Raw genomic sequence first — 24,611 nt, 5'->3', positions numbered from 1 at the left:
CTTCGGGTGCGGCAGGCAATCAAACCCTTCAATGGGCGGGCAAGGCAGTCATTGACCGCCGCGGCCACCCTGCTGAATGATTTGTTGTGCGCCAGGAAGCGACCTTTTCCCGAGGAGTCTGACTAATGAAGAATGCGGGCGAGAGGGCTGACGGGGAAATCGGCTCAGCCATTTCCAGGCACATTCGAGTGCCCTTCGACGACCATGCCCCGCTGGCTGAAGTGGGGCTGCATTCGCTTTCCGTACTGCGAATAGCCAGTGAACTGATCACCGACCCGGATCAGGAGATCGACCCCACAGGGCTGGCCGCCGTGCACACGGTGGGCGACCTGCGGCGGTGGCTGCACGGACTCCTCGCCCCCAAGGAGAGCGTCCGATGACCATCGCTCCGCAGACCCCGGCCACGAGCACGAGCACGAGCACCGTCACCACCACCCTGCCGTTGACCGCGGCCCAAAAGGGGCTGCTCGTCGTGCACCGCACGGTGCCGGTTCCGCACCTGTACAACGTCGTGGCCGAGCTGGAGCTCGACCCGGACCTGAGCGCCGCCACCGTCGGCTCGGCCCTGACCGCGGTCCTCGCCGTACAGCCGGCGCTCCGGCTGGCCGTGCGCGAAGGAGCCGACCCGTGCGCCGTCCTCCATGACGTGCCAGACGAGGCACCCCTGCGCGCGGTCGCCACCGACCCCGCGGCCTACGCGCGGCGGCGCGACGAACTCCTCGCGGACCTGGGGGAGACCGCCTTCGACCTGACGAGGTCACCGCTGCTGCGGGCCGCACTGCTGCGCTGCGACGACGGCTCGCGCTCGACGCTGCTGCTCGTGGTGCACCACCTCGTGTTCGACGGCTTCTCGTTGCGGCAGCTCGTCCGCGACCTGACCGCCGCCGTCCGGCAGACCTTGGACGTCGAGACCGTACGCGCCGCCCGTGAACGGGCTTTGCACCGGGAGCTGGAGGCCCAACTGGCCTCCGCGGCCGACGAGCGGACCGAGCGCGCGGCCATCGCGCTGGCCGACCGCCTGCGGGCGACGCCGGCCACCGTCCTCGGACCGCGGCCGAACCGCCCCACCAGCACCGCCTTCACCGGGGCCCGGCGCGAGATCCGACTGTCCGCGCGGCACTCAGCCGAGCTGGACGCCCTGTGCGCGAGGCTCGGCGTCAGCCCCTTCGTCCTCTTCACCGCCGCCCACGCCGCGGTGCTGGCCCGGCACAGCGGCAACGCGACCGTGGTCATCGGCAGCCCGGTCATGGCCCGCCGCACCCTGGGCTCCTTCGAGCTGTGCGGCTTCTTCGTCAATACGCTGCCGCTCATCGTCGACGTCCCCTGGGACGCCCCCTTCGACGTCTTCGTCAAGGAGACCGTCCGGGCCGAGGCCGACCGGGCGAAGGCCAACGCGGCGGTCCCGTTCGACCGCATCGTCCGGCACGTCGACCCCGACCGCTCGACGAACCGCAACCCCGTCTTCTCCTGCATGCTCGCCCCGCAGGACGCGACCGATGCCGAGCCGGGCTCCGTGGTGCGCCGCGTGCGGGAACACGGCAACGGCACGGCCAAGTTCGACCTCTGGTTGGGTGTCACCCCCGGCCCCGACGGCTGGCTGCTCGAGCTCGAGAGCGACCGCGAACTGCTCCCGCATGCCCTGGCCGACGCGGTGGCTGCCTCGCTGACCGGACTGCTGGCGCGGGCCGTGGCCCGGCCGGACCGCACGGTCGCCGACCTCTTCGTGGACTCCTCGCCCGCGGACTCCCGCGCCCACGACGGCTTCCGGCGCCCCCTGGCACAACCCGACCTGTACCGCGTGGTCCAGGCCGCCGCGGCGGACCGGCCCGGCCGGATCGCCGTCGAGGAGGGGGAACGCGGCCTCACCTACGCCGAGTTGGATCATCTGGTCACGGCCGCCGCGCAGACACTGGCGGGACGTGGCATCGGCAGGGGCACCGTGGTCGGTCTCACCACGACGACGCTCGTGGACACGGTCGTCGCCGTCCTGGCCACCCTCGCCCGCGGCGGCGTCTTCCTCCCCCTCGATCTGACCCTGCCCGCCGAGCGGCTGACCTACATGACGCAGAAGGCGGACTGCCGTCTCGTCGTGGGGCAGGACCCGGTGGACGGCATCGACCTGGTCACCCCGGCCGAACTGGTCGCCGGACAGCACGACATGTCGTACGAGCCACCCGCCGCGATCGGCCCGTCCGACGGCGTCTACATCATGTTCACCTCCGGGTCCACCGGCCGGCCCAAGGGCGTGCTGATGAACAGCGGCCCGCTGATGAACCTCACCGAGTGGCAGCTCGACGCCCTCGACATGGACGAGCACACCCGGTTCCTGCAGTACGCGCCGCTCGGCTTCGACGTCTCCTTCCAGGAGATCCTGCCGACCCTGGCCGCCGGCGGCACTCTCGTCTCACGGGAGCCCGCCGACCGCAGGGACCTGCCCGCCGTCCTGGAACGCGTGCGTTCCCACCGTGTGTCCCACGTCTACCTCCCGGTCGCCGCACTGCCCGCATTCGTACGGGCCGTGCAGGACGCCGGGGACCAGCTGCCTCACCTGCGGCAGGTGTGCGTGTCCGGCGAGCAACTCCTGCTCGACGACCGGGCACGGGAGTTCTTCGACGAGCGCCCGCACCTGCGACTCGTCAACCTGTACGGGCCCACCGAGACCCACGCCGTCACCACGCACCGGCTCACCGCCGACAACGGGCCCTGGCCCTCCCACGTCCCCATCGGCCGTCCGATCACCGGTGTGACGGCCCATGTCGTGGACTCAACAGGGCACCTGGCCCCGCGTGGAGTGCCCGGCGAGCTGTATCTCGGGGGCGAGTGCCCCGCGCTCGGCTACGTCAACGACCCGGCCCGCACCGAGGAGCGGTTCCTGCCCGATCCGTACGTCGACGACCCCGAAGCCCGCATGTACCGGACCGGGGACCAGGTCCTGCGCGACGAGAGCGGCGCACTCGTCTTCCTCGGACGCGACGACGACCAGGTCAAGATCCGCGGATACCGTGTCGAACTCGGTGAACTGGAGACCGCCGCCACCACGCACCCCGACGTGCGCCGCGCGGTGGCGGTGGTCCACGGCACGGGCCACGAACGCCGACTGGCGCTGTTCTTCCTACCGGAGGACGGCTCCGAGGCCGATCCCGAAGACGTGCGCCGCCATGTCGCGGGAACCCTCCCCGGCTACATGGTGCCCGCGCGGGTCTGCCCCCTCGACACCGTCGCCACCACCCGCAACGGCAAGGTGGACCGCGCCCTGCTCGCCGACCGGGCCCAGCAGGCCCTGCGCGAGGAGGCCGACGCCCACGACACCGCGCCCAGCACGTCCGACGATCCGCTGATCGCCGCGCTCCAGCGGATGTGGGGGAGCCTGCTGGGACTGGGCGAAAGCCAGGTCCCCATCGACCGTTCGCTGCTGGCTCACGGCGCGCACTCGCTCACCGTCATGGCCGCGAGCGCCATCATCGAGGAGGAGCACGGCGTCCAGATCCCGATCCTCGACTTCTTCCAGGATCCGACCATCCGCGCGCAGGCCGCGTGGATCACCGCACTGCGCGAGGACACCTGATGCCGGCTACCACTCGTGACTCCCGGCTGCTCGTGCCGCTCGCCCGGCGTCCCGGACCGCTGCACAGTGTCCTCGTCCACCCGGCAGGCGGCGGACTCGGCCAGTACCTGGCCCTCGCCGCCCGGCTTTCCCGGCACGGCAGCGTGTCCGGCATCAGGGCCGCCGGGCTGCTGCCCGGTGAGACCCCGCACGACAGCGTCACGGCAATGACTCGCAGCTATCTCGACCTGCTGGAGCAACTGCCCGAACGACCAGGTCTGTTGGTCGGCTGGTCCCTGGGCGGAGTACTCGCCTGGGAGCTGGCCGCACGCATGGCCGAGGAGGGCCCCGCGCCCGCCGTCGTACTCGTCGACAGCTTCACCGAGCACACCACCGTCAGTGCCGGCGAACGCGTTGAGTTCCTGGACGCCATCGAGCGGTCCGTCAGCCACCTGGGTGGCAGCGCGGACACCGCACGTGCTCGCAGCACGGCACTGGCCCACGTCGAGGCCAGTGCCGCACACCGAACCCGGGCGAGCCACGAAGGTCCCGCGCTGCTGGTGGCCTGCGACAGTCCCGGACGCCCCCAACAGGTGCGCAAATGGCATGAGTTGGCGGATCGGCTGACCGTGTGCGAGCTCGAGTGCGGCCATTTCGAGGTCTTCACCCCGGAGCACGCCCCCGCGCTCCTGACGCACTTGGACGCCTTCCTGGCCCGGCTCACCGACACACCCCAGGAGACACCCCGATGACCCGCACCGCACCCCTCGCCGTCGTCACCGGCGGCACCCGCGGCATCGGCCTGTCGCTGTCCCGGCGGCTGCGGGGGCTCGGCTACCGCACCCTTGCCCTGTACCGCTCCGACAAGGACGCGGCGCTGCGGGCCGCCGACGAGCACGGGCTGATCACGGTGCAGGCCGATCTCGGCGACAGCGCGTCCGTGCGTGCCGCGGCCCGGCACGTGCTCGCCGAGCACGGTGTGCCCGAAGTGCTCGTGAACAACGCGGGTATCAACATCGACCGCCCCTTCCTCGAACTCACCGAAGAGGACTGGCGGAGCGTGCTCGACACCAACCTGTCAGGCCCCTTCCACCTCACCCAGGCATTCGCCCCGGCGATGCTCGACGCCGGCACCGGAACCGTCGTCAACGTCGGCGCGACCACCGGCCTGCGCCCCCGGAACAACGGCGTCAACTACGCGGCGTCCAAAGCAGGGCTGCTGCAGCTCACCAAGTGCCTGGCCCTGGAGCTCGCCCCCACCGTCCGCGTCAACTGCCTGATCCCCGGGATGACCGAGACCCAGGAACTCGTCGAACGGTTCCGGCTCGACGAGCCGGAGCGCCGCGCCGCGGTCCTGGCCGAGATCCCGCAGCGACGCATCGGCACCCCCGACGACATCGCCGACGCCCTCGAGTACCTCGTGGGTCCGCTCAGCCGCTACGTCACCGGTCAGAAGCTGATCGTCGACGGCGGCCAGTTCATGTGGTAGGAGATCATGACCGAAGAGTTGCTCGTATCCGCCCGCGCGGCCGTCGCCGCCGCCCCTCCGGTCGGCGACCCGGCGTACGCGCGTTACTGCGGCGAACTCGCCAAACGACTCGCCGCCCACTGGCCGGCCGTCCTGGCGGCCAACGCCGAGGACGTCGCCGCCGCCGAACGGCGCGGCCTGCCGCCGGTACTGCTCGACCGGCTCCGCCTGACCGAAGCCCACCTCGGGCAGCTGGAACGCCTCACCGAGGCCGTCCTGTCCGAGCTCGACGCCGTCACCGAGCCCGACGCCGGCGTGCGCGTGGGGGAGTGGGGGACGCGCCTGCGGGTGCCCAAGCCGCTCGGCATCGCATTCATGGTGTACGAGGCGCGCCCCACCGTCACCGTGGAAGGCGCCCTGCTGCCCGTCGCCGTCGGCAACGCCGTGATCCTGCGCGGCGGCAAGGAGATCGCCCGCACCAACCAGGCGCTGGCCGCCGTGGCCCGGGACGCCTTTGAGGCGGCCGGACTGCCCACCGGCCTGGTCACCGTGCTCGACGACCCCGACCGCGCCCAGCTGCGCGCCCTGCTCAAGCGCCCGGACATGATCGACGTACTCATCCCGCGCGGCAGCCCCTCCCTCATCAACCACTGCCGCAACGCTTCCACGATCCCCGTCATCGCCAGCGGCGGCGGCGTCAATCACCTCTACGTACACCGCAGCGCCGACCTCGAACTCGCCGCCGAGGCAGCCCTCGACAGCAAGCTCCCCGAGCCCACCGCATGCAACACCGCCGAGGTGGTCCTGGTCGACGACGAGGTCGCGGCCGACTTCGTGGCGGCCGTGCTGCGCGCCTCCGAGCGCGGCGAGCGGCATGTGAACGTACGGCTCGGGGCGCAATTTCCGCGCCCCGACGCCGCGGCCGCGGAGGACAGCCGGCGGCCGTGGCGCATCGAGGAGCTGCAGGAGCACGACCTTGGCCGGGAGTTCCTCGACGCCACCATCGGCGTGTACCCGGTCGCGGGCGCGGACGCGGCCCTGGAGCACATTCGCCGCTACGGATCCGGGCACACCGAGGGCGTCGTCGCCACCGATATCGAGGTCACCGAGGACTTCGCCCGCCGGGTCGACGCGGCCGCGATCGTGGTCAACGGCTCGCTGCGGCTGCACGACGGCCCGACCCTCGGCCTCGGCTCCGAAATCTCCATCAGCACCGGGCGCATGCACGTGCGGGGCCCCGTCACGCTGGGCTCCCTCGTTACCTACAGCTGGGTCGTCGATGCGCGCGGAACCTTGCGCGGCGCTCTCTGACCACCTCCACCATCCCCTTTCACGGAGCATCCAATGATCACAGGACTGGACCGGACCGCGGTCGCCGAATCCGTCAAGCGCGTGGTGCTCGCCGAGTCACGCCTGCCCTTGCGGCCCGCCGACATCGATGACCACGAACCGCTCAACGGGGAGGTTCTGCACGTCAATTCCCTCGGGTTCGTCGGCATGCTGGTGCAACTGGAGGACGAGCTGGACATCGTGCTGCCCGACGACCTGTTCGTCGGGCGCACCTTCCGCTCCGTCAACGACCTGATCGAGGTCGTGCTGCTCGGGGCGGAGGCCGCCCGATGACCGCCATGCAACCACCCACCACGTGGCGCAGTGTCCTGCCGCACCTCGACGAACGGCTGCCGCCGGACCGCACCCCCGAACACGCGGGCGCCGACGGCGTCCAGGTCAACCTGCCGATGGAACTGGTGCGCCAGAGCGTCCTGCACAAGGAGCACTGGGACATCCCCGCCGAGGTCGTCGAGGCGTACAAGGCCTTCCGGCCCACACCCTTGTGGCGGGCCAAGGGTTTCGAGCGGGCCGTCGGGGCGCGCGTGCCGATCTACGTCAAGTACGAGGGCGGCAACATATCCGGCAGTCACAAGCTCAACACCGCGCTCGCGCAGGCCTACTACTACGCGAAGGCCGGCGTGAAGGAGCTTGTCAGTGGCACCGGGGCCGGTCAGTGGGGCACCGCTCTCGCCGCCGCCTGCGCCATGTTCGGCATGAAGTGCACCGTCTTCATGGTGGGCAACAGTCTGCGGCGCAAGCCCTACCGGGGCACGCTCATGCGCACCCTCGGCGCCACCGTGCACGCAAGCCCCAGCCCGCTCACCGAGGTGGCGGCCCAGAGCGAGGCCGGTGTCAACAGCCTGTCCCTGGCCATCGGCGAGGCGGTGGAGTACGCCGCCCGCACGGAGGGCGCCGCGTTCTGCATCGGCAGCGGGGAGACGTACAGCATCCTGCACCAGTCGGTGATCGGTCTGGAGGCAGCCGATCAACTCGCGGCCCAGGATGCCCAGTTCGATGCCGTGGTCGGCTGCGTGGGCGCCGGTTCGAACTTCGGCGGAATAGCGCTGCCGTTCTTCGCCGCGGCGTCCGCCACCGGGGCCGAACCGCCGCTGCTGCTCGCCGCGGAGTCGAGCACCACACCCAAGCTGACCCGCGGCACGTACGCCTACGACCGCACGGACGCCACCGGCACGGGGCCGATGGAGGCCATGTACACCATCGGCAGCTCCTATCCGATTCCCGACTCGCACTCCGCCGGGCTGCGTTTCCACGGCGCCGCGAAGGTGCTGTCGGCCATGCGCCACCGCGATCAGATCGCCGCGACGGCCGTCGGCCAGGTCGACGCGCTCGACGCCGGACGCCTGTTCACCCGGAGCGAGATGGTGCTGCCGGCGCCGGAGTCGGGGCACGCGCTGGCCGCCGTCGCTCGGCTCGCCGCCGGGGGAGCGGAGGGAAACAACGGCCCGCTGCGCTCCGGCAAGGGCGTCGTCGTGTGCGTCAGCGGCCACGGCTACCTGGACCTGGGGGCCTACCAGCAGCTGCTGGACGGCGAGTTGAGCGATGTCTCTCCAGACCCCGGGGAGCTGCGCCGCGCCATGACCGATCTGCAGCCGGCGGGCGCGCTCGCCGGGGTCGGAGCGGGCCGTGAACGCTGACCATGCAGTCGACACCGACCGCCCGATCGCCACGGACTGCCGCCTGTTCGACTGCGTCCAGGTCAACCTGGCGATCCTCGCGGACCGGTGGCACGGCGAAGGCACCCACCTCAACCTCGGCTCCGTCCTGCGTTTCCGCCCCACGCCAGGACCGACAGGACTGCCCACGGTAGAGCGTTCCGTGACGGAACAACTCAGCGACATGGCACCGTTGTTGGGGCTCGCGGAGATCGGTCAGGAGCGTACCCGGACGGGCGAGCCCCCCGAGCCCGCCCCCGGCCGATACATCGTGTCCGATGCCTACCACCTGCCGTGGGTCCCGTACGCCGGGCAGCGCCACATGGAACACAGCTTCCTGCTGGAGCCGCATCCGGACGGCGCCGTGGTCGTGGACGGCTACCACAACGAGACACCATGGGGCAGCGCCAGACCCCTCACGCGCACCCTGGACCGCACGGAACTCGCCTCGGCCGTACCCGAGGCCGCGACCGTCGTCACCTTCGCACCCGCGCGGCCGGCCCCCGGCACACCCACCCCAGTCGTCGACCTGGCGGACGACGCGGCCGTCGACGCCTACGTGTCCGCGTATGCCGAGCACCCCGACCGGGTCGCCGCCTTCGACCGGCTCACCCTGGAGACCTGGCTGCTCGCCCGCTCCCGCCGACTGCACGCGGCCTTCCTCTGCGGGCCCGGCGGCCCTGGCGACGACCCGGCGCGGGACGCGCACGTGGCCGCGTGGGAGGCGCTCGCCGAGAGCGTCTACGTCGGCTACCGCAGGGTGGCCCGCGGCCGCGCGGAACCGGCGGAGACCTTCGTTCGGCTCGCCGCCCAACTCCGTCGTGACCGGGAGGTGTTCGGGAGCGCCGCGGCACACCATGTGACCGATGGCGAGAGCGCCGCCGTGGTGGTGCCCGCAGCGCTGCGCAGGCGCGTCGCCGACACCGTCGCCGCGGCGCTCGCCGTGGACGCCGCGGACGTGCTGGGCGCCCGCTCCCTGGCGGAACTGCCGGGATTCACGTCCTTCCGCGTCGTCGACATCATCGAGCGGCTGGAGCGCGATCTGTCCGTGGAGTGCGCCGCCGACGACCTCGTCCCCGAGAACCTCCACCACCTCGACGGCATCGGCCGCGTCCTCGTGCGCGCCACGCACACCGCACCGCACCCCGCGCCCGCCCGCACCGGAGGGAACTGATGTCTGCCCACCCAGAACTCCTGCACCACCTCCTCGACCGCGCGGCCGCCGCCACGCCCGAAGCATCCGCTGTGACCAGCGGCGACGACAGCCTCACCTACCGGGAGCTCGACGCAGCCGCTCGCCGGCTCGCAGTGTGGCTGCGGGCCCAGGGACTGCGCCGTGGTGACCGTGTCGTGGTGTGCGCGCCCGGCTCCGTCGTCCAGCCCGCCCTGGTGTACGCCGCCGCACGGGCCGGTGTGACCTTCTCCCTGTTGCACGAGCAGGTGCGCGGCGTCCAGCTCGAGCACGTACTTGACGACTGCGAACCCGCCCTGCTCGTCACCGACGATGCCGCCGCGCAGGAGTCCGGCCGCCGGCGCGCCGTACGCACGCACACCACCGCGGCCCTGTCCGCCGTGGCCTTCGCCGCGGGCCCCGTGCCCGAGATGGCGGAGCCCGGCACGATCGCCGTCGATCCCGTGTGCCTCATCTACACGTCCGGCACGACCTCGCTGCCCAAGGCCGTCGTCACGACCCACCAGCAACTGCTCTTCTCCGCGGGGGCCATTCAGAGCGTCCTCGGCTACCGGCCGGACGACGTCGTGTACAGCCCGCTGCCGCTCTCCTTCGACTACGGCCTCTACCAGCTGTTCGTGTCCGGTCTGGCCGGTGCCCACGTCGTGCTCGGCCGCCCCGCCGAGGTCGGGCCCGCGCTCCTCAACAACTTGGTGCGGGCCCGTGCGACCGTACTCGCCGCGGTGCCCTCCGTGGCCGAGGCGCTGGCCCGGCTGCTGCGCCGCGCCCGCCGGCATGACCCGCCGCCGCTGCGACTGCTGACCAACACCGGGGCCGCGATGCCCGCCGAGACGCTGGGCACTCTGCGGTCCTGCCTGCCCGGGCTGCGCGTGCAGCTGATGTTCGGGCTCACCGAGTGCAAGCGGGCCACGATCATGCCGCCAGACGGCGACCTGGAGCGGCCCGGTTCCAGCGGCCGTGCCCTGCCGGGCACCGAGGTCTTCGTCGTGGACGACGAGGGCCGCCGGCTGACCCCCGGCGAGATCGGCGAGATCGTGGTGCGGGGACCCAACGTGATGGCGGGCTACTGGCGCCGCCCCGAACTCACCGCGCAGCGCTTCCCCCGCGTCGAGGGACTCTTCCCTCAGCTCAATACGGGTGACTACGGGTGGGTCGACGAGGAGGGCTATCTCTACTTCGACGGCCGTCGCGACGACATCTACAAGGAGAACGGTTTCCGCGTCAGTGCCACCGAGGTCGAAGCGGCCGCCCGCCGGGTGGCCGGTGTCACCGCGGCGGCTGTGCTGGCGCCGCACCACCCCGCCCCGGCCCTGCTGTTCGTCGTGGGCGAGCGCTCCGCGGGCGAGGTGCTGTCCGGCATGCGGGAGGAGATCGAGGAGTTCAAGATTCCCCGGCACTGCCTGGTGCTCGACGCGCTCCCGCTGACCGGCAACGGCAAGGTCGACCGCAAGGCGCTGGCCGCCCTGACAGAGGAGGCCACACATGTCCGCACCCACTGAAGTCGCCGCGTCGGCCCTGCCGCTGTCCCCGCACGCCCTGGCCCGGATCCCCACCCCCGCCTACGTCTACGACCTGGCCGAAGTGCGGCGCAACCGGCGGGCGTTGAGCGAGGCGCTGCCCGTCGGCAGCGACGTGTACTACTCCCTCAAGGCCAACGCGCACCCTTCCCTGCTGCGCGAGCTGCGGGAGCAGGGAACGAGACCCGAAGTGTGCTCGAGCGGCGAACTCGACGCGGCACTCGGGGTCGGCTGGCCCGCCGCCGACGTGCTCTACACCGGCCCTGGCAAAAGGGACGAGGAAATCGACAAGGCGCTGCGCGCCGGGGTGCGCCTCTTCTCGGTGGACTCCCCGCACGCCATCGAGCAGCTGGACCGGATCGCGCGACGGCTCGACGCCGCCGCACAGTGCCTGTTGCGGATCAACGACGACCAGCCCGTCCCGGGGCAGGGCCTCGCGATGACCGGCGTGGCCTCCCAGTTCGGCGCCGACACGGGGTGGGTGCTCCAGGAACCGGCCAGGTTCGCCGGACGCTCGCACGCCGAACTCATGGGTCTGCACCTGTACATGGGCTCGAACCTGGCGGAACCCGAGGCGCTCATCGGCCAGTTCGCCCGCTCCCTACGGACCGCGAAGACCCTGCGCACGGCCCTTGCCGCGCACGGCGCGCGGCTGCGCGTCCTGGACCTCGGCGGCGGGTTCGGCGCTCCCTTCGCGAGCGCCGGGGAGCGCATCGACCTCAGCGGACTGCGCCCAGGGCTCACCGCGCTGCTCGACGAGGAGCTGCCGGACCGGCACACCGACGGCACCCGGATGGTGTTCGAGTCGGGCCGGTATCTGGTGGGCACCGCGGGCACCCTGCTGACCTCGGTGCTCGACGTGAAACGCTCGCACGGCAAGGACGTCGTGGTCCTGGAGTCCGGCATCAACCACCTCGGCGGTATGTCGGGGATGCGTCGCCTGCCGCCGCTCAACCCACAGCTCGTGCCGGCCGCCACCGGCCCGGCCGCCTCGTCCTCGGACACCGTCGACGCCCTGGTCAGCGGCCCGCTGTGCACCCCCCTCGACACCTGGTCGCGGTCGGCACACCTGCCCGAACTGCGCCCCGGCGACGTACTGGCCGTCCCCAACGTCGGGGCCTACGGGCTGAGCGCGAGCCTCGTCGCCTTCCTCGGCCATCCGCTGCCGCTGGAGGCCGTCGTCGACGGCGACCTGCCCGACACCGACGCCGAGATCACCCGGCTCCACCTGACCCGTACCCCCGCCCCGGCCGCGGCCGGCCCCACCCTTGGAGAGACATGATGGACCCCCGATTCACCGATGCGCTCGTGCCGTTCCTGAAGTTCCTCGACGGCCAGGAGATCGAGCCCGAGGCGTCCCTACGGTCGTACGGACTCGACTCCATGCAGGCCATCGAGCTGCTGTTCGCCCTGGAAGACGCGTTCGAGGTCACGCTCCCTGACGACGCCATGAACGACGCCACCTTCGCGTCCGCCGGCAGCCTGTGGGCGGCCGTCTCCGCGGCGGTCGAGGCGCAGGGCGGCCTGAGCGACACCTCCCGGGCGGCCGCATGAGCACGGCCGCGCTGCTCCCCCCACCCACGGCCGCCCTGACCGTGAGCGGACGTGTCGAGGAGGTCGCCGCCGTGGCCGCCGAGCACCTCGACCGGCATGAGCGGGAAGCCACCTTCCCCGTGGAGGCGCTCGCCCGGATGCGCACCAGCGGCCTGTTGGGGCTGCTCGTGCCCGAGGAGTACGGCGGGCTCGGCGGCACGCCCGCCGACGTGACGCGGGCGGGCACCGCCCTCGCCCGCGTCGACCTGTCGGTGGCGATGATCTTCGTCATGCACTGCCAACAGGTCGCCGCACTGGTGCGGTTCGGCAATCGGCGACTGAGCGAGGAGCTGCTCCCGGAGATCGCCGCAGGCCGGCAGTACCTGGCCTCGGTCACCACGGAGTCCGGCACGGGCGGACACCTGCTGACCTCGCAGGCGGCGCTCGCCTCCCAGGAGGACGGGCTGGCCATAGACCGGTTCGCGCCGATCGTCACGGGAGGCGAACACGCCGACGGCTTCCTCGTCACCATGCAGAGCCCCGGGGCTACGTCGCCGCACCAGGTCTCCCTCGTCTACGCCCACCGGGACCAGCTGCAGATCGAGCGGTCGGGGGACTGGCAGCCACTGGGCATGCGCTCCAGCCACAGCGTCGCACTCCGTCTCTCAGGAACAGTCCCCGCGCACCATGTGGTGGGGGAGCACGGCGACTTCCGCACGATCGTGACCACAGTGTTCGGCCCCATGGCGCACCTGGGCTGGTCGGCCTGCTGGCTGGGTACCGCGGCGGGCGCGCTCTCCCGCGTCGTCAAACTGCTGCGATCCCCGCGCGGCAGGGGCCGGGCAGATCTCGACTCGGAACTGCTGCTCACCAGGCTCTCCCGGGCCAGGCAGCGGATCGACACCGTGCACGCCCTGCTGGAGCACACCCGCGCCACCGTCGCCGAGGCACCCGATGTGAGCGCCCCTCGGGTCCAACTCCTCCTCAACGGCCTGAAGATCACCGCGGCCGAGGAGTGCTACCGGGCCGTCGACGATCTCGTGGACGCCGTGGGCATGCGCCACGGTTACCTCAAGGACTCGCCCACCCGGCTTGAGCAGAGCCTGCGCGACCTGCGCTCGGCGGCCCTCAACTACAGCAACGACCGCCTCCACCTCGTGGACGGCAAGCTCGCCCTGCTGGATTCCGAGGTGCGTCTTGACTGACCGTCAAGTGCAGGCGAACGTCCGGCTTCTGTCCCCACCACCCGAACGGACGGAACCTGTCACCGTCCTCGACTCCCTTCCCGATCGCCCTTCGGCCGCGCTTGTCTGGGAGGCCTGCGGTGCGGCCGGGCTGATCGAAGGGCTCTACGGCCGGGCGGGGCACGTCGTCCCCGGCCGGCTGGCCGAACTGCTCGCGGCCGTCGACACCCGCGGCGACAACGGCGTGACGCTGAGCGTGCTGGTCCAGGCGGCGAGCGCCCTGCCGGTGCTGGCCGCGGGCGCGCCGGACAGCGGACCCGTCCGCGCGGCACTCGGGCACGTCAGGTCCGGCGCCGCGACGCTCGCGCTCGCCGCCACGGACCGTGCGGCGGCCGGCTCCGATCTCGCCGACCTGGGTACGGAAGTCACGATCGGGCTGGACGAGCTGGTGCTGAACGGCGGCAAACGGTGGATCACCACCGCGTGCACGGCCCGGTACCTCCTCGTACTCGCCCGGCACCGCCCCGGCCGCCACTTCACCAGCTTCACCTGGGTGCTGGTGCCGGCCGACGCACCCGGTGCCCGGATCACCCGGGCCGACACGGACCTGCTGACCGGCGCCGACACCGGGCACATCGAGTTCAGGGACGTCCGGCTCCCGCCGGACCACCTGGTGGGCCGCCCCGGGCGCGGCATGGTGGCCTTCGCCCAGCACATGGGCACCGAACGGCTCGCGGGCGCCCTGTGGGCGGTGGCCCTGACCAGCCGGGTGCTCGCGGACACCAAGGAACGGCTGACCCGGCGCCACGTGGACGGCCGGCCGCTGTGGCACAACGCTTCCGTGCGCCAGCGCTTCGCCGCCTGCCTCGTCCAGGTCGCACAGCTCGACGCGCTGTGCGACAGCCTGGGAGACCGGGTCGCCGGGCACCACGACCTCGCTGCGGCGGCTGTGCTGAAGTCCGCCGTCGGCCTGGTCGTCGACCCCGTCCTGGCAGTCTGTGCCCAACTCCAGGGGGCGGACGGGCTGTTGCGCGACGGTGCTCAGCGCATCCGGAGCGAAGCCGCCGTGTTCGCGATCGGCGGCGGCGTGAGCGAGCTGGTCCTGGACACGGTCGCCGATCACGCGGACGCCCTCCTCACGGAGCTGCGCACATGACGACACTCATCACCCGGGCGGCCCCCGACGTATGGGTGGCGACCGGCGGGCTCGAGACGTGGGCGCGGCACGAGGCGCACCCCGACGACCTGGCCATGACGGCGACCCTGTCCCGGCGGCGGACGGCCGAATTCCTCGCCGGTCGCGCCCTGCTGCGCCACCTGCTGCGCCGCACGGTGCCCGAGCGGGCCGGAGCACCGATCCGGGCCGACGCCCAGGGACGGCCGGTGCTCGCCGGTGACCCCGGCACGGGCGTCAGCGTCTCGCACGACGGTACGGCGCTCGCCGTCGCGGTCGGCCGTCGCCGGAGCGTGGGCGTCGACATCCAGCTTCCCCTGGACGACGTGCCGGACGGTCTCCTGCGTCGCTGCCTCGGGCCGTACGCACAGGAGCTCCGCCCGCTGCCCGAGCAGCAGCGGGCCCTCGAACTCGCCTGGGTGTGGACGGCCCAGGAGGCCTGCGTCAAAGCCGCGGGCACCGGCCTGCCCGGCAGCCCCTGGTCGATCGACATCGCGCCCGGCAGCCGTAGGGGCCAGTGGCAGAGGTTTCGCTGGATCAGCCTGCGCGACCGCTCCCGCACGCCCCTCAGCTGCGCCTTCTCGGATCCCGACGACGACCTGGAGGCCACGTGTTCCTGACCGGTGCCCCGGACACCATGCCGGACCTCAGCTGCTACACGACCAACCTGCTCGCCCACCTCACCCCGGACGTCCCCGATGTCCGCCGCCGGCTCGCCACCGGAGTCCGACTCGCCGTCCGCACCGATCTGCCCACGGGCGAACTGGCCTTCTCCCACCACCCCCGTATCGACAGGACCGCCGACGGCCGACAGCTCGGCTACGCCGGCGCGCCGGACTGGCCGACGACGCGCAAGGCCCTGCACGCTGCGTTGCGGCGCGACCGAAGGGTACTGGCCGTCGGCAACACCAGGCATCTGCCCTGGGCGCCGTCACGAGGGCAGGCGGACGCCCCGCACTGGGTGGTGATCAGGGAGCGGCACGACAGCCGGTGGCTGGTGGCCGATCACTTCTCGGCCCTGACCCCGTTCGGTGACCAGGAGCCCTACCTGGGCTGGATCGCCGACAGTGAGCTCGCCATCGCCCTGGCGCCCTGGACCCGGCCGCCCGGGGAAGTCGTCCGCCGCGACGCGCTCGCGCTCGGCCAGGAGATCCCCGTGCCACCGGCCGACCACTACCGCTGGCTGGACTGGGTTCCCGCGCCTGAGGGCCACAACACCGTGCCAGGGCACGGCAGTTGGAGCCTGGACCTCGAGTTGTCGTTGCTGCGGGTCTCCGAAGTGCTGCGCGCCGAACCGCTCGCCGTCGCCCGCCATGTGGACGACCTGTGGGCCGCCGCCCGCCATCACACCTTCAAGCTCGCCTTCGACGTGGCGGACGGCACCACTCACCCCGAACCGGCCGCCGCCGCGACGGCGGCCTGGGACGAGCTTCCCCGGGCGCTGCGGTTCGCCGCCCAGTCCACCGCGCGGGGCCGGCCGCGCCCGGGCGCGATCGAGCGCTCCATCGAGCAACTCCTCACCGCTCTGCGGGACCTGACCGCACCCGACAAGGAATGAGACTCCCATGAGCAGGCCGATCGCTCTCATAGCCGAAAAGCTCGCACCTGCCGCCGTCGACGCCCTGGGGCATGACCTCGACATCAGGTACTGCGACGGCGCAGACCGCCGTGATGTGCTGGCGGCCGCCGCGGACGCCGACGCCATCCTCATCCGCTCGGCCACCCAGGTGGACGCCGAACTGCTCGCCGCGGCAGGCCGGTTGAAGGTGGTCGCGCGCGCAGGAGTGGGGATCGACAACATCGATGTGTCCGCCGCCACCGAGGCCGGAGTCCTCGTGGTCAACGCCGCGCACGCCAACGTCGTCAGCGCCGCCGAGCTCGCCTGCGGCCTGCTGATCGCCACGGCCCGCAACATCCCGCAGGCCGGCCAGGCACTGAAGAACGGCGAGTGGAACCGTGCCAAGTACGGCGGGGTCGAGCTCGCACACAAGACGCTGGGCGTGCTGGGGCTCGGCCGCATAGGCGGGTTGGTCGCGGAGCGAATGGCGGCGTTCGGCATGAACGTGATCGCCCATGACCCTTACGTGGCGCCCGAACGCGCCGCCGAACTCGGCGTACCGACCCTGCCGTTGGAAGCGGTCCTCGCCGCGAGTGACTTCCTCACCGTGCACCTGCCCAGGACGCCGGAGACACTCGGCCTGATCGGTGTGCGCGAACTGGGCCTGCTGAAGGAGGGGGTGCGTCTCGTCAACGCCGCCCGCGGCGGCATCGTCGATGAGCAGGCACTGTACGCCGCGTTGGTCGAGGGGCGAGTGGCGGCCGCGGGCCTGGACGTGTACACGCGAGAACCCTGCACGGACTCGCCGCTCCTCGCCCTCGACCAGGTGGTCTGCACCCCGCATCTGGGTGCGTCGACACGCGAGGCGCAGGACCGGGCAGGTGTCTCGGTCGCCCGGTCGGTGCGCCGCGCTCTTGGCGGCGCCCAGGTGCCGGACGCGGTCAACGAGGTCTGGTGGCACGGCACCGACGTCGCCCGGGCACGGACACCGGTCGGGTCTCGGGCCGCATGAACCCGTGCGAACCCGGGGTCCGGATCGAGTGTCCGGGCCCCGGGTTCCCCGCGTTCTACACCACGGCGGTGGTCACGTCGGCGGTGAACACCACCTGGTCGCTCTGCGTCAGCGTGACCCGGACGACCTGCGTCCCGTCCCGCCTCTCGGCCCCGGCGGCGAGGAGTTCCGCGCCGATGTGGCAGGGTGCGTCGAACTCGGTGTAGCGGATGAACCGCGTCGTCATGCCCACCAGGGAAGCCTTCCGGGGTGACCGGGCAAGGGCCGCCTGCCGGGCCGCCTCGAGCAGGAGCATCCCGGGCGCGTGGTCGACCGCGTGGTCGAAGAGGACGGAATGCCCGAGGTCCGCCCGCAGTTGCCAGGTATGCGGGCTGCCCTCGGGTGCCGCCGCGAGCACCACGTCCGTGCCGTTCTCCCGAGCGACGAGGCCCGGGTCGATCGGCGGGCCGGGCGGCAGCGCGCGGGCATGGGCGGAAGCCAGGTCTCCGTGGTCCCCGCGCAGGCGTTGGTAGACCGCGGGCGACTGGTTGTTGAACTTGGTTCTGACGTACGCCGCCGGCAGACCCTGCCACGACGCCTTCACCGTCATCGTCATGCCCCCGACGCGGGCGCCGCGGCGCAGGACGTCGGAGCACGTGACATCCAGTCGCATGCTCAGCGGAGTGTCCGTCCCGGCGAGCAGCGCGGGCTCGACGGCGAAGTGCAGGTCCTCCCAAGCCTGCCGGAAACCGAACGGTGCGTCGTAGGCGGAGTGGCAGAGCAGCGGTATCGACTGGCGGACGCACTCGACGAGCATGAGCGCGTCGCGGGAGCCGTGCGCTCCCGCGTAGAACCGGTGGTGGGCCGGCCAGCGCGCGGAGATCGCGAAGCGGTCGGCGTCGACCTGCTGCCAGTCGCTGAGCAGTACTTCGGTCGGGTCCAGCTTGTGCACCTCGGCCGCGGACACGGGCCGTGCGGTGAGGGTTGTCGCAGATGTTCTGGGCAGCGTGCTGAGCATGTTGTCCCCCATCAGGACGTGCGGAACGAACGAATGTGGGGCCCCCGGGATCCGGTGGGTCGCCCGCAGGCAGCAACATAAAGAGTGTTCGGTTTTTTGGGAAGGGAGGATGTAGTGGGCACCGATCCTGCCCCGTTGGGTAGGGCGTGGCTGGAGCCGCAAGGGCCTGCGGAAACGCTCAGGTACGACGCTTGCCGCTCTGTAGTTGGTGACATAACATAGAGAGCGTTACGTTTGTGGAGAGTGAGAAACCGTGGTCGAACCCAAGCAAGAACGAGCGGTGCAGACCCGCAAGGCGATCCTCAGTGCGGCGGCGGAGGCCTTCGACGAGTACGGCTACGCGGGCGCCAGCATCAACCTGATCCTGAAGCGGGCTGGGCTCACCACCGGAGCCCTGTATTTCCACTTCGACTCGAAGGAGGATCTGGCCCGTGCGGTGATGAACGAACAACCCGAGCTGATCGTCCCTCAGTTGCACTCCGAGGGGCTCCAGCGGCTGGTCGACATCACCCTGTTGTGGTCCCACATGCTCCAGATCGACCCGCTATTGAGGGCAGGCGTGCGCCTGACGGGGGAGCAGGCGGCCATGGGCGCTCGGGATGTGACGCCCTACCGCTCGTGGGCGGGCGTGATGACCGACTGCCTGCGGGACGCAAAGGAGTCCGGCGAGCTGCAGGCGGGTGTCCTGCCGGACGAGCTGGGCGAGTTCATCACCGAGGCGTGCACCGGTATGCAGATGTATTCCGCCGTGGCCAGCGGACGCGAGGACCTGACCGAACGCACCCTGCGCATGTGGCGGTTGCTGCTGCCCGGTGTGGCGGTCCCCGCGATCATCTCCCGCACCGAGATCACGCACGAACGCCTGAAGCGCCTCTTGGGCTGAGAGGTGCCAGGGAGGTGGACGTGTGTCAGGGATGGGACACCGCGAGCAGGCAGTGGATGATTGCCCGCGCCACGCTCCGTAGAGAGCCGGAAGTGAGCGCATGAACAGGGATGACCTAACCACGACCTTCTACGTGGCAGTGCCCGACGGCAGCTCTTGGGGCCTGAATGTCGAACGGTTCGAGGCCGGACTGCGAAGGCTGAGCGTCCAAGCCATGACGGCACCTCTGGCGGCGCCCCAGGACGTGCCCGAGCAGCTCGCATTCGACGGTCACTCGCTGGTGTTCGTCGTGCGCGTGGGGGACGTCGCGGTTGGCGGGCAGTTCATGGACGGGGCGCAGAGCCTCAACATCGGACCGTGCACAGCCGCCGAGGCGGCAGCATTCGTCGAATGGTTCCAGAGCTTGCTGCCGAAGGGGACGCGGATGCGCTTCAACAGCGAAGAGGGCGTCGAGAGCGGTGACATGAGCCACTACTGGATCCCGGTGGGCGCACAGCGCGACGCGGTCGCCGAGGAACTGCTCGGTCACCTCGAGGAGGTAGTGGACGAGTGACGGCCCGCGATTGACCGTAATGCCGCTGTCCACCAAGTGGGCAATCGGTTCTCACCGGGGCACGTTTCCGGGGGATTTGACTGCCTCGGCTCCGATCCGGTCGTAGATCCGCACGGCCAGCCTTAGATCCGCCATGCAGCCTTCGAAGTCGCCGGCGAGCATCCGGCTTCTTGCGGTGCCCTCCAGGGCGGTTGCTTCGTCGATGGGGCTGTGTGCGTGGCGCGCGAGGGTCAGGGCCTTTTGGTGTGCGGCAATCCCGTCCTGGGGCGTGGCAGTGTCGGTCCGCGGCGTTGTGCGTGCCGATAATTGCCTCCATGCAGGTCAGGAAGCATGTTGGTACTCGTGGAGTACGCCGCCGAGACGATCGTGTCGGCGAACGCGAAGCGGCTCGAGCTGTGGTGGATTGAGCGGTTCCGGCACGACTCGGAGGGGTGCGGCAGCCTGCAGTGTGCGGTGGGTGCGGTGATGGTTGTCATGCTGTTCGTACTCGCGGAGCGCTCGCCACAGGTGGGCTTCGTTCCAGAGCAGGGTGCGGTCGAGGACTTCACGGCGCAGGCTGCGAACCCAGCGTTCCATGGTTGAGTTCATGCGTGGCGTGCGGACGGCGGTGAGCACGGTGCGGATCCCTGCCTGAGAAAGGATCTCGTCGATGACGGCGGGGTATTTTGCGTCGCGGTCGCGGATCATGAACTTGATGGCGGTGAGCTGTCCGGCGTCTTCGAGGTCCATGACCAGGTTCTTGATCGCCTGGGTGACCCAGGCGTGGGTGGGATGCGTGGTGGTGCCGAGCGCACGGACGTTTCGGTGGGCGTGGTGGATGGCGGCGAGGATGTACTGACGCTGTCTGGTGAGGGTGATGGTCTCGATGAAGTCCATCGCGAGGATGGCTTCGGCTTGGGAGTGTAGGAATGTGGCCCAGGTGACGTTCGAGCGTTGGGTTGAAGGATCGATTCCTTCGGCCTTGAGGATTTCCCAGACGGTGGAGGGGGCCAGTTTGATGCCGAGGAGTGTGAGTTCGCCGTGGATGCGCCGGTAGCCCCAGGTGGGGTTTTCCTCGGCGAGGCGGAGTATGAGGCGGCGGACGGAAGTGACGGTGCGGGGGCGGCCGGGACGCGGGTTGCGGCTGAGACGGATGTGACGGTTAGTCATGAAGTTGCGGTGCCAGCGCAGGACAGTGTCCGGGGAGACGATGAGCCGTAGCCGGCCCAGGGGCGGTTCGTGGCAGCGGGGCGAGGAGAGCGGCCAGGAACGCGCGGTCGGCCTCCTGAAAGCCGGGGCGTTGGCTGCCGAGCCGGCGTTGCAGGACGGCGAGCTGGTGCCGCAGCGCGAGGATCTCGACGTCTTTGTCGTGGTCGCTCATAGGGATCAGCCGCAGGGCGGTGAAGGCGTGGGAGACGGCGATGCAGGCCAGGCGTACGAGCATGGACAGTGATCATTGCCGACCGCTGTCGTCGGCGCGACAACAGGGCTGAACTGCACCGACGTAATATTCGGCACCCACAAGGGGCAGGGCGCTCCGACTTCAGGGCCGAGCAGGAGTTCCGCTTCGCCCGCTGCATAGCCGTGCTCCATCTCCATGAGCCCCCACATGCCGGGGTGTGCGCGGCCGAACGAATGGACCAAGATCCTGGCCCAGGCCGGTGTGAGTGCACCGCCAGCGGAGCCCGGCTTGCGGACGGACAGCCACACCCCAACCCGGAAAGGACTCTGCCCCCACAGCTTCCACAATGCTGCTCACCCGTCACTTCGTGTCTCAGGTTCCTCAGCTTGCCTTCCAGCGCTGGAAGGTGAGACGGCATAGCGAAAGGAGGACGGTCACCTTGATTCTTGTCCAGGAGAGATCCGCAGGCCATACGTGATGTTCGGGCCGCCGACCATGAGCAGCCCGTCGGGGGTGAAGGTGAGGGCTGAAGCCTCCTGCAGAAGAGCGAAAGCGCGGGTCCGGCCGGTCAGGACGTTGGTGAGGTGCAGCTCCGCGTCGTTCCAGGCGGTGGCCAGGACCGGACCGCTAGGGGTATCGGCGGCGGCGAGGGCGGTAACAACGCAGGGGCGCTGCTCAATGGGGTCAGACATCGGCTCGCTGCCCAGACCCCACAGCCGTACGGTCCCGTCCATCCCGGCGGAGAAGATCAGAGTCACCTCGTCGTCGGCCAGGTGCAGGCAGGTGGTGGCAGTGACGGGTGCGGTATGGAGCCGCGTGGTGCGCGGGAACGGCTGGTAGGTGGCCAGTGGCCAGACATGGACGGCGCCCTGGTCGTCTCCGATCACGGCGGTGGCCGCGGACGGATCGCTACCCAGGGCAGTAGGGCGCACGGGCTCGGGGGCGAAGGCAGCCTGACCGTGAAAGGCGGCGATGGCGTCCGCGACGGGGTCATCGCCCGTGGCGGGCAGGAGGGTGCCCGGTTCGTCCAACAGCAGCCGCGCGGCGGCCATTTGGTAGGGCCTGGCGGTGGGCGGTGCGGGCAGCCTTCCGGTGTGATGACCGGTGCTTGGGTCCAGAGTGTGCAGGGAACCGAGCGGATCGGCGGCGGCTACGGTGCCCTCTGCGAGCGAGGCCAGGGCCGTGACAGGGAACCCGGAGTGCGCCCACATGGCATGCAGGGGTTGCTCCTGGGCCAGTGAGTGCAAGGAGTTGGCCAGGGCGGCGTCGTGGGCGAGGGCAGCGGTGTGCAGGAGCGCGGCGCGCTGTGTGGTGCCGTGGTCGAGGGCGGAGAGCTGTGGGGCGACCAGGGCCCATACGGCGCGCAGGCTGGGCGGGGCAGGGGTGTTCGGATCGGCGAGGGTGGCGCTGATCGCGGTGGCCGGACCGTGCAGCAGGAACTCGGGGTCACTCAGCAGACCCCGTATCGCCTCCTGGTCGGGGGCCTGGTCCAAGAGGCGCTCGCGGTCCTTGCGAGGAGTGTTGGCTCAGTCGGGACGTTGGTGAGTGGTGCGCGGGACCGTGGCGAGGAGCGAGGCGAAGTCGCTCTGCGGCCGGGGCGGTTCGTACGCCCCGGGCCCCAAGACGATGACGTGTGCCGCCTCCTCGAAGAGCGCCTCGTCGTCGCTCTCGACGACCATGCGTACCTGTGGCACACGCAGCAGCGGACCGAGCAGGTCCGCGACGGCTGCCGCCGGATCGCGGGTGAGGTGCAGGTCAGGTACGAGCATGAGTAGCGGGCGCGGATCGGCGGCTACTCGATCGACGAGACCGTGTACCGGCTGCGGCCCGTAGCCCAACTGGCGGCCCAATTCCCATGCCAGACCATCGACATGCAGTCCCTTGGCCGGGACCGTGGCATGGACGACGGTGCCCGGGGTACTGCCCGAGATGACCAGGAAATGGGCGAGCAGTTGGCTCTTGCCGCTGCCCCGCGCACCGGTGACCTGGAACAACCGGGATGTGTCGCCCGTGGCCCAGTCCAACAGCGCCTGCGCCGCCTGAGTATCGACGATCTGGCTGTCCGTCTGCACCGTGCGCTCCCCCTACTGCTGCTGTCCTGCTGTTGTTGTTCTACTGCTGCTGTGTGGCGGCTTCACGTAGCTGGCGAATTCCCTCGGCCCGCGAGTCGGCGCTCTCCCCGTAGGGGAAGTTGTGCGTCATCTGCGCATCGGGGAAGACCTGACCGAGCCATATTGAGCAGTAGTGTCCGGGCGTGAAGCACGGCTGCAGTTCCGTGTGGATGCGCAGCACCTGCTCGGCCTCAAAGCCTGCCGCGTGCAGCTGCTCCCACAGCTTCTCTTCGGGGTGAACGCCGATACCGCCAGAGGCGGTGACGATCTGCTTCTCGTCCTGACCATTGAGGACTTCGAAGGCGGTGAACCACTCGGCGTTTGCGGTGTCGCGGATGTCGTCCAGGACCAGCGGCCACCAGTTCTCACGCCCGGCGAAGGCCTGAGCATCGATACCGCGCAGCCCCTCCTCCAGTTGTGCGAAGGCCTGCCCGGCCCGCTGGGGCTCATCCGTGGCCAGGATGAATCGCAGCGCCTGATCCAGCGCGGACAGTGCTGCGGCGAATGCCCCGGGAGAGGAGCTTACGTAGCGCAACTCCTCCTCCCAATCCAGCAGTACGGCCCGCACTGCCCCCTGGGCGTCGACACACAACTCGAATCCCTGGTCAGTTCCGAGACGCGCCCAGGTGCGACACTCGTCCCGCACAACCTCCCGGCCCACGGATGCCGCATAGTCGCCGAGCAACACAGGCTCCTCAGCCTGCGTCGCGAAGTACGGCCCCACACGGAGCGGCAGCGCAAGCTGCCCGAGCCGCAGCACGCTGCTGGGAGTGTCGAAGGGGTCACCATTTGCCGCTGCGCCGAAATGCCGCATGCTAGCGCCTGACAATTGAATTTCCTATCTGGAGTGTCGCGCGTACGCGGGGTGATCCTGTCGTGCGGTATCAGTAATGCAGTTCAGAATCGACGATGTAGTCCAGGACTTCATGCCAGCGGGAATCCGGATTCTCCAGCGCTGCGGCGTCGATTTCTTCCATGGCGTCCTTGACTCGGCGGCGCGTCATCTCCGGGTCGTCCTCGCCCTCCTGCTCATACCTTGGGTGTTCGATGTCGAATTTCGGCCGTTCCGACTGCAGCAGGTAAAGGAAGTGGATGAAGTTTCGGAGGCTGCTGTTGAACGGGTAGATTCCGGATTCATCGGAGAGGCAGTAGACCACCCCGGTGGACGCGTCGAATGCGATGTCGTCGTACGGGATTGTCCCGAGTGAGATCCACTCTTCGGCGCCCTGTGGAATTTCATCAAACCGATCCGCGAGACCGACGTCCCAGTCCGAGACGCGCTGGAGTCGTTCGGAGATCTCGTCATCCATGTCGAACCATGGATTCTCCCAGACCGGGAGTCCAAGCGTGCGCAGCACCTCCCTGGAGTCGACGTCTGGAATCTCTCCCAGGAGTTCCTCGCTCGGTAGCATCAACTCGTCTTCGGAAAAGACGGTCAACATTTCATTTCGAGTTAGCGGGCTGCTCATGTCGCTCCATTATCATCCGTGACCGCAGGA

The 24,611-nt window shown here is 70.3% G+C and carries 24 protein-coding genes and 1 pseudogene; 19 read left to right on the top strand and 6 right to left on the bottom strand.

Annotation, left to right across the window (positions count from 1 at the left end):
- The first annotated feature begins 188 nt into the window (after positions 1-188).
- The 16 genes and pseudogenes from ACFYWS_RS28435 to ACFYWS_RS28360 all read left to right on the top strand — a co-directional run.
- A complete protein-coding gene (locus tag ACFYWS_RS28435) occupies positions 189-380 on the top strand; it encodes a phosphopantetheine-binding protein (RefSeq protein WP_389281143.1) in 192 nt (63 codons plus the stop codon).
- Positions 377-3,565, top strand: a complete 3,189-nt coding sequence (locus ACFYWS_RS28430; protein WP_389281142.1) for an amino acid adenylation domain-containing protein — start codon at positions 377-379, stop codon at positions 3,563-3,565. The genes ACFYWS_RS28435 and ACFYWS_RS28430 overlap by 4 nt, the downstream gene beginning before the upstream one ends.
- Positions 3,565-4,296, top strand: coding sequence for an alpha/beta fold hydrolase (locus ACFYWS_RS28425; protein WP_389281140.1), 732 nt, complete (start codon positions 3,565-3,567; stop codon positions 4,294-4,296). The genes ACFYWS_RS28430 and ACFYWS_RS28425 overlap by 1 nt, the downstream gene beginning before the upstream one ends.
- Positions 4,293-5,033, top strand: coding sequence for an SDR family NAD(P)-dependent oxidoreductase (locus ACFYWS_RS28420; protein WP_389281138.1), 741 nt, complete (start codon positions 4,293-4,295; stop codon positions 5,031-5,033). The genes ACFYWS_RS28425 and ACFYWS_RS28420 overlap by 4 nt, the downstream gene beginning before the upstream one ends.
- A 6-nt stretch (positions 5,034-5,039) precedes the next feature.
- Positions 5,040-6,323 (top strand): glutamate-5-semialdehyde dehydrogenase, encoded by a 1,284-nt coding sequence (locus tag ACFYWS_RS28415; RefSeq protein ID WP_389281136.1) that lies wholly within the window; start codon positions 5,040-5,042, stop codon positions 6,321-6,323.
- A gap of 33 nt (positions 6,324-6,356) precedes the next feature.
- Positions 6,357-6,635, top strand: a complete 279-nt coding sequence (locus ACFYWS_RS28410) for an acyl carrier protein (RefSeq protein ID WP_389281134.1) — start codon at positions 6,357-6,359, stop codon at positions 6,633-6,635.
- The gene (locus ACFYWS_RS28405) at positions 6,632-7,999 is read left to right on the top strand and encodes a TrpB-like pyridoxal phosphate-dependent enzyme (RefSeq protein WP_389281132.1); all 1,368 of its coding nucleotides are present in this window, start codon (positions 6,632-6,634) and stop codon (positions 7,997-7,999) included. The genes ACFYWS_RS28410 and ACFYWS_RS28405 overlap by 4 nt, the downstream gene beginning before the upstream one ends.
- Positions 7,989-9,191 carry a hypothetical protein gene (locus ACFYWS_RS28400; RefSeq protein ID WP_389281131.1) on the top strand — a complete coding sequence of 401 codons (1,203 nt, stop codon included), beginning with the start codon at positions 7,989-7,991 and terminating at the stop codon, positions 9,189-9,191. Before ACFYWS_RS28405 ends, ACFYWS_RS28400 begins: the two co-directional genes overlap by 11 nt.
- Complete coding sequence (locus ACFYWS_RS28395; RefSeq protein WP_389281130.1) at positions 9,191-10,708, top strand: class I adenylate-forming enzyme family protein; 1,518 nt, start codon at positions 9,191-9,193, stop codon at positions 10,706-10,708. The genes ACFYWS_RS28400 and ACFYWS_RS28395 overlap by 1 nt, the downstream gene beginning before the upstream one ends.
- Positions 10,692-12,008 carry a type III PLP-dependent enzyme gene (locus ACFYWS_RS28390; protein ID WP_389281129.1) on the top strand — a complete coding sequence of 439 codons (1,317 nt, stop codon included), beginning with the start codon at positions 10,692-10,694 and terminating at the stop codon, positions 12,006-12,008. The genes ACFYWS_RS28395 and ACFYWS_RS28390 overlap by 17 nt, the downstream gene beginning before the upstream one ends.
- On the top strand, positions 12,005-12,280 hold the full coding sequence (locus ACFYWS_RS28385; protein WP_389281127.1) for an acyl carrier protein: 276 nt from the start codon (positions 12,005-12,007) through the stop codon (positions 12,278-12,280). Before ACFYWS_RS28390 ends, ACFYWS_RS28385 begins: the two co-directional genes overlap by 4 nt.
- Positions 12,277-13,464: an acyl-CoA dehydrogenase family protein gene (locus ACFYWS_RS28380; protein WP_389281125.1), complete on the top strand. Its 1,188-nt coding sequence runs from the start codon at positions 12,277-12,279 to the stop codon at positions 13,462-13,464. The genes ACFYWS_RS28385 and ACFYWS_RS28380 overlap by 4 nt, the downstream gene beginning before the upstream one ends.
- A complete protein-coding gene (locus tag ACFYWS_RS28375) occupies positions 13,457-14,599 on the top strand; it encodes an acyl-CoA dehydrogenase family protein (RefSeq protein ID WP_389281123.1) in 1,143 nt (380 codons plus the stop codon). Before ACFYWS_RS28380 ends, ACFYWS_RS28375 begins: the two co-directional genes overlap by 8 nt.
- A complete protein-coding gene (locus ACFYWS_RS28370; protein ID WP_389281121.1) occupies positions 14,596-15,237 on the top strand; it encodes a 4'-phosphopantetheinyl transferase family protein in 642 nt (213 codons plus the stop codon). Before ACFYWS_RS28375 ends, ACFYWS_RS28370 begins: the two co-directional genes overlap by 4 nt.
- A complete protein-coding gene (locus ACFYWS_RS28365) occupies positions 15,228-16,175 on the top strand; it encodes a hypothetical protein (RefSeq protein ID WP_389281119.1) in 948 nt (315 codons plus the stop codon). The genes ACFYWS_RS28370 and ACFYWS_RS28365 overlap by 10 nt, the downstream gene beginning before the upstream one ends.
- A gap of 7 nt (positions 16,176-16,182) precedes the next feature.
- A pseudogene (locus ACFYWS_RS28360) lies at positions 16,183-17,121 on the top strand (hydroxyacid dehydrogenase); the annotation flags it as partial.
- Between the two features lie 121 nt (positions 17,122-17,242).
- On the opposite strand, the gene ACFYWS_RS28355 reads toward ACFYWS_RS28360, so the two are convergent.
- Positions 17,243-18,133, bottom strand: a complete 891-nt coding sequence (locus ACFYWS_RS28355) for a ScbA/BarX family gamma-butyrolactone biosynthesis protein (protein WP_389281117.1) — start codon at positions 18,131-18,133, stop codon at positions 17,243-17,245.
- A 304-nt stretch (positions 18,134-18,437) separates the two neighbouring features.
- On the opposite strand from ACFYWS_RS28355, the gene ACFYWS_RS28350 reads away from it, so the two are divergent.
- Together ACFYWS_RS28350 and ACFYWS_RS28345 are read left to right on the top strand one after the other, a co-directional pair.
- Positions 18,438-19,067, top strand: coding sequence for a ScbR family autoregulator-binding transcription factor (locus ACFYWS_RS28350; RefSeq protein ID WP_389281115.1), 630 nt, complete (start codon positions 18,438-18,440; stop codon positions 19,065-19,067).
- A gap of 214 nt (positions 19,068-19,281) precedes the next feature.
- Positions 19,282-19,620 (top strand): hypothetical protein, encoded by a 339-nt coding sequence (locus ACFYWS_RS28345; protein ID WP_389281113.1) that lies wholly within the window; start codon positions 19,282-19,284, stop codon positions 19,618-19,620.
- 321 nt (positions 19,621-19,941) lie between these two features.
- Here ACFYWS_RS28345 and ACFYWS_RS28340 read toward each other — a convergent pair whose 3' ends face one another.
- Complete coding sequence (locus tag ACFYWS_RS28340; RefSeq protein ID WP_389281111.1) at positions 19,942-20,769, bottom strand: helix-turn-helix domain-containing protein; 828 nt, start codon at positions 20,767-20,769, stop codon at positions 19,942-19,944.
- Positions 20,770-20,809: 40 nt separating this feature from the next.
- On the opposite strand from ACFYWS_RS28340, the gene ACFYWS_RS28335 reads away from it, so the two are divergent.
- Positions 20,810-21,052, top strand: a complete 243-nt coding sequence (locus tag ACFYWS_RS28335; protein ID WP_389281109.1) for a hypothetical protein — start codon at positions 20,810-20,812, stop codon at positions 21,050-21,052.
- Between the two features lie 383 nt (positions 21,053-21,435).
- On the opposite strand, the gene ACFYWS_RS28330 is transcribed toward ACFYWS_RS28335, so the two are convergent.
- The 4 genes from ACFYWS_RS28330 to ACFYWS_RS28315 form a co-directional block, all read right to left on the bottom strand.
- Positions 21,436-22,494: a WD40 repeat domain-containing protein gene (locus ACFYWS_RS28330; RefSeq protein WP_389281107.1), complete on the bottom strand. Its 1,059-nt coding sequence runs from the start codon at positions 22,492-22,494 to the stop codon at positions 21,436-21,438.
- A 33-nt stretch (positions 22,495-22,527) separates the two neighbouring features.
- The gene (locus ACFYWS_RS28325) at positions 22,528-23,073 is read right to left on the bottom strand and encodes a hypothetical protein (RefSeq protein ID WP_389281105.1); all 546 of its coding nucleotides are present in this window, start codon (positions 23,071-23,073) and stop codon (positions 22,528-22,530) included.
- Positions 23,074-23,113: 40 nt separating this feature from the next.
- Positions 23,114-23,926, bottom strand: a complete 813-nt coding sequence (locus tag ACFYWS_RS28320; RefSeq protein WP_389281103.1) for a nucleic acid/nucleotide deaminase domain-containing protein — start codon at positions 23,924-23,926, stop codon at positions 23,114-23,116.
- Between the two features lie 70 nt (positions 23,927-23,996).
- Positions 23,997-24,581 (bottom strand): SUKH-4 family immunity protein, encoded by a 585-nt coding sequence (locus ACFYWS_RS28315; protein ID WP_389281101.1) that lies wholly within the window; start codon positions 24,579-24,581, stop codon positions 23,997-23,999.
- Positions 24,582-24,611 lie beyond the last annotated feature (30 nt).

Origin of the sequence: Streptomyces sp. NPDC002795, from assembly GCF_042888725.1 — a bacterium.
GTDB lineage: Bacteria > Actinomycetota > Actinomycetes > Streptomycetales > Streptomycetaceae > Streptomyces.
Note: the sequence above shows the minus strand (reverse complement) of the source record. Positions and strands in the feature narration are given on the sequence as shown.

What these genes read in the sequence shown, in the direction of transcription:
- ACFYWS_RS28430 (WP_389281142.1), top strand. Translation starts at nt 377, where the DNA reads ATGACCATCGCTCCGCAGACCCCGGCCACGAGCACGAGCACGAGCACC.
- ACFYWS_RS28425 (WP_389281140.1), top strand. Translation starts at nt 3,565, where the DNA reads ATGCCGGCTACCACTCGTGACTCCCGGCTGCTCGTGCCGCTCGCCCGG.
- ACFYWS_RS28420 (WP_389281138.1), top strand. Translation starts at nt 4,293, where the DNA reads ATGACCCGCACCGCACCCCTCGCCGTCGTCACCGGCGGCACCCGCGGC.
- ACFYWS_RS28415 (WP_389281136.1), top strand. Translation starts at nt 5,040, where the DNA reads ATGACCGAAGAGTTGCTCGTATCCGCCCGCGCGGCCGTCGCCGCCGCC.
- ACFYWS_RS28410 (WP_389281134.1), top strand. Translation starts at nt 6,357, where the DNA reads ATGATCACAGGACTGGACCGGACCGCGGTCGCCGAATCCGTCAAGCGC.
- ACFYWS_RS28405 (WP_389281132.1), top strand. Translation starts at nt 6,632, where the DNA reads ATGACCGCCATGCAACCACCCACCACGTGGCGCAGTGTCCTGCCGCAC.
- ACFYWS_RS28395 (WP_389281130.1), top strand. Translation starts at nt 9,191, where the DNA reads ATGTCTGCCCACCCAGAACTCCTGCACCACCTCCTCGACCGCGCGGCC.
- ACFYWS_RS28390 (WP_389281129.1), top strand. Translation starts at nt 10,692, where the DNA reads ATGTCCGCACCCACTGAAGTCGCCGCGTCGGCCCTGCCGCTGTCCCCG.
- ACFYWS_RS28385 (WP_389281127.1), top strand. Translation starts at nt 12,005, where the DNA reads ATGATGGACCCCCGATTCACCGATGCGCTCGTGCCGTTCCTGAAGTTC.
- ACFYWS_RS28380 (WP_389281125.1), top strand. Translation starts at nt 12,277, where the DNA reads ATGAGCACGGCCGCGCTGCTCCCCCCACCCACGGCCGCCCTGACCGTG.
- ACFYWS_RS28370 (WP_389281121.1), top strand. Translation starts at nt 14,596, where the DNA reads ATGACGACACTCATCACCCGGGCGGCCCCCGACGTATGGGTGGCGACC.
- ACFYWS_RS28345 (WP_389281113.1), top strand. Translation starts at nt 19,282, where the DNA reads ATGACGGCACCTCTGGCGGCGCCCCAGGACGTGCCCGAGCAGCTCGCA.
- ACFYWS_RS28340 (WP_389281111.1), bottom strand. Translation starts at nt 20,769, where the DNA reads ATGACTAACCGTCACATCCGTCTCAGCCGCAACCCGCGTCCCGGCCGC.
- ACFYWS_RS28335 (WP_389281109.1), top strand. Translation starts at nt 20,810, where the DNA reads ATGAGCCGTAGCCGGCCCAGGGGCGGTTCGTGGCAGCGGGGCGAGGAG.
- ACFYWS_RS28320 (WP_389281103.1), bottom strand. Translation starts at nt 23,926, where the DNA reads ATGCGGCATTTCGGCGCAGCGGCAAATGGTGACCCCTTCGACACTCCC.
- ACFYWS_RS28315 (WP_389281101.1), bottom strand. Translation starts at nt 24,581, where the DNA reads ATGAGCAGCCCGCTAACTCGAAATGAAATGTTGACCGTCTTTTCCGAA.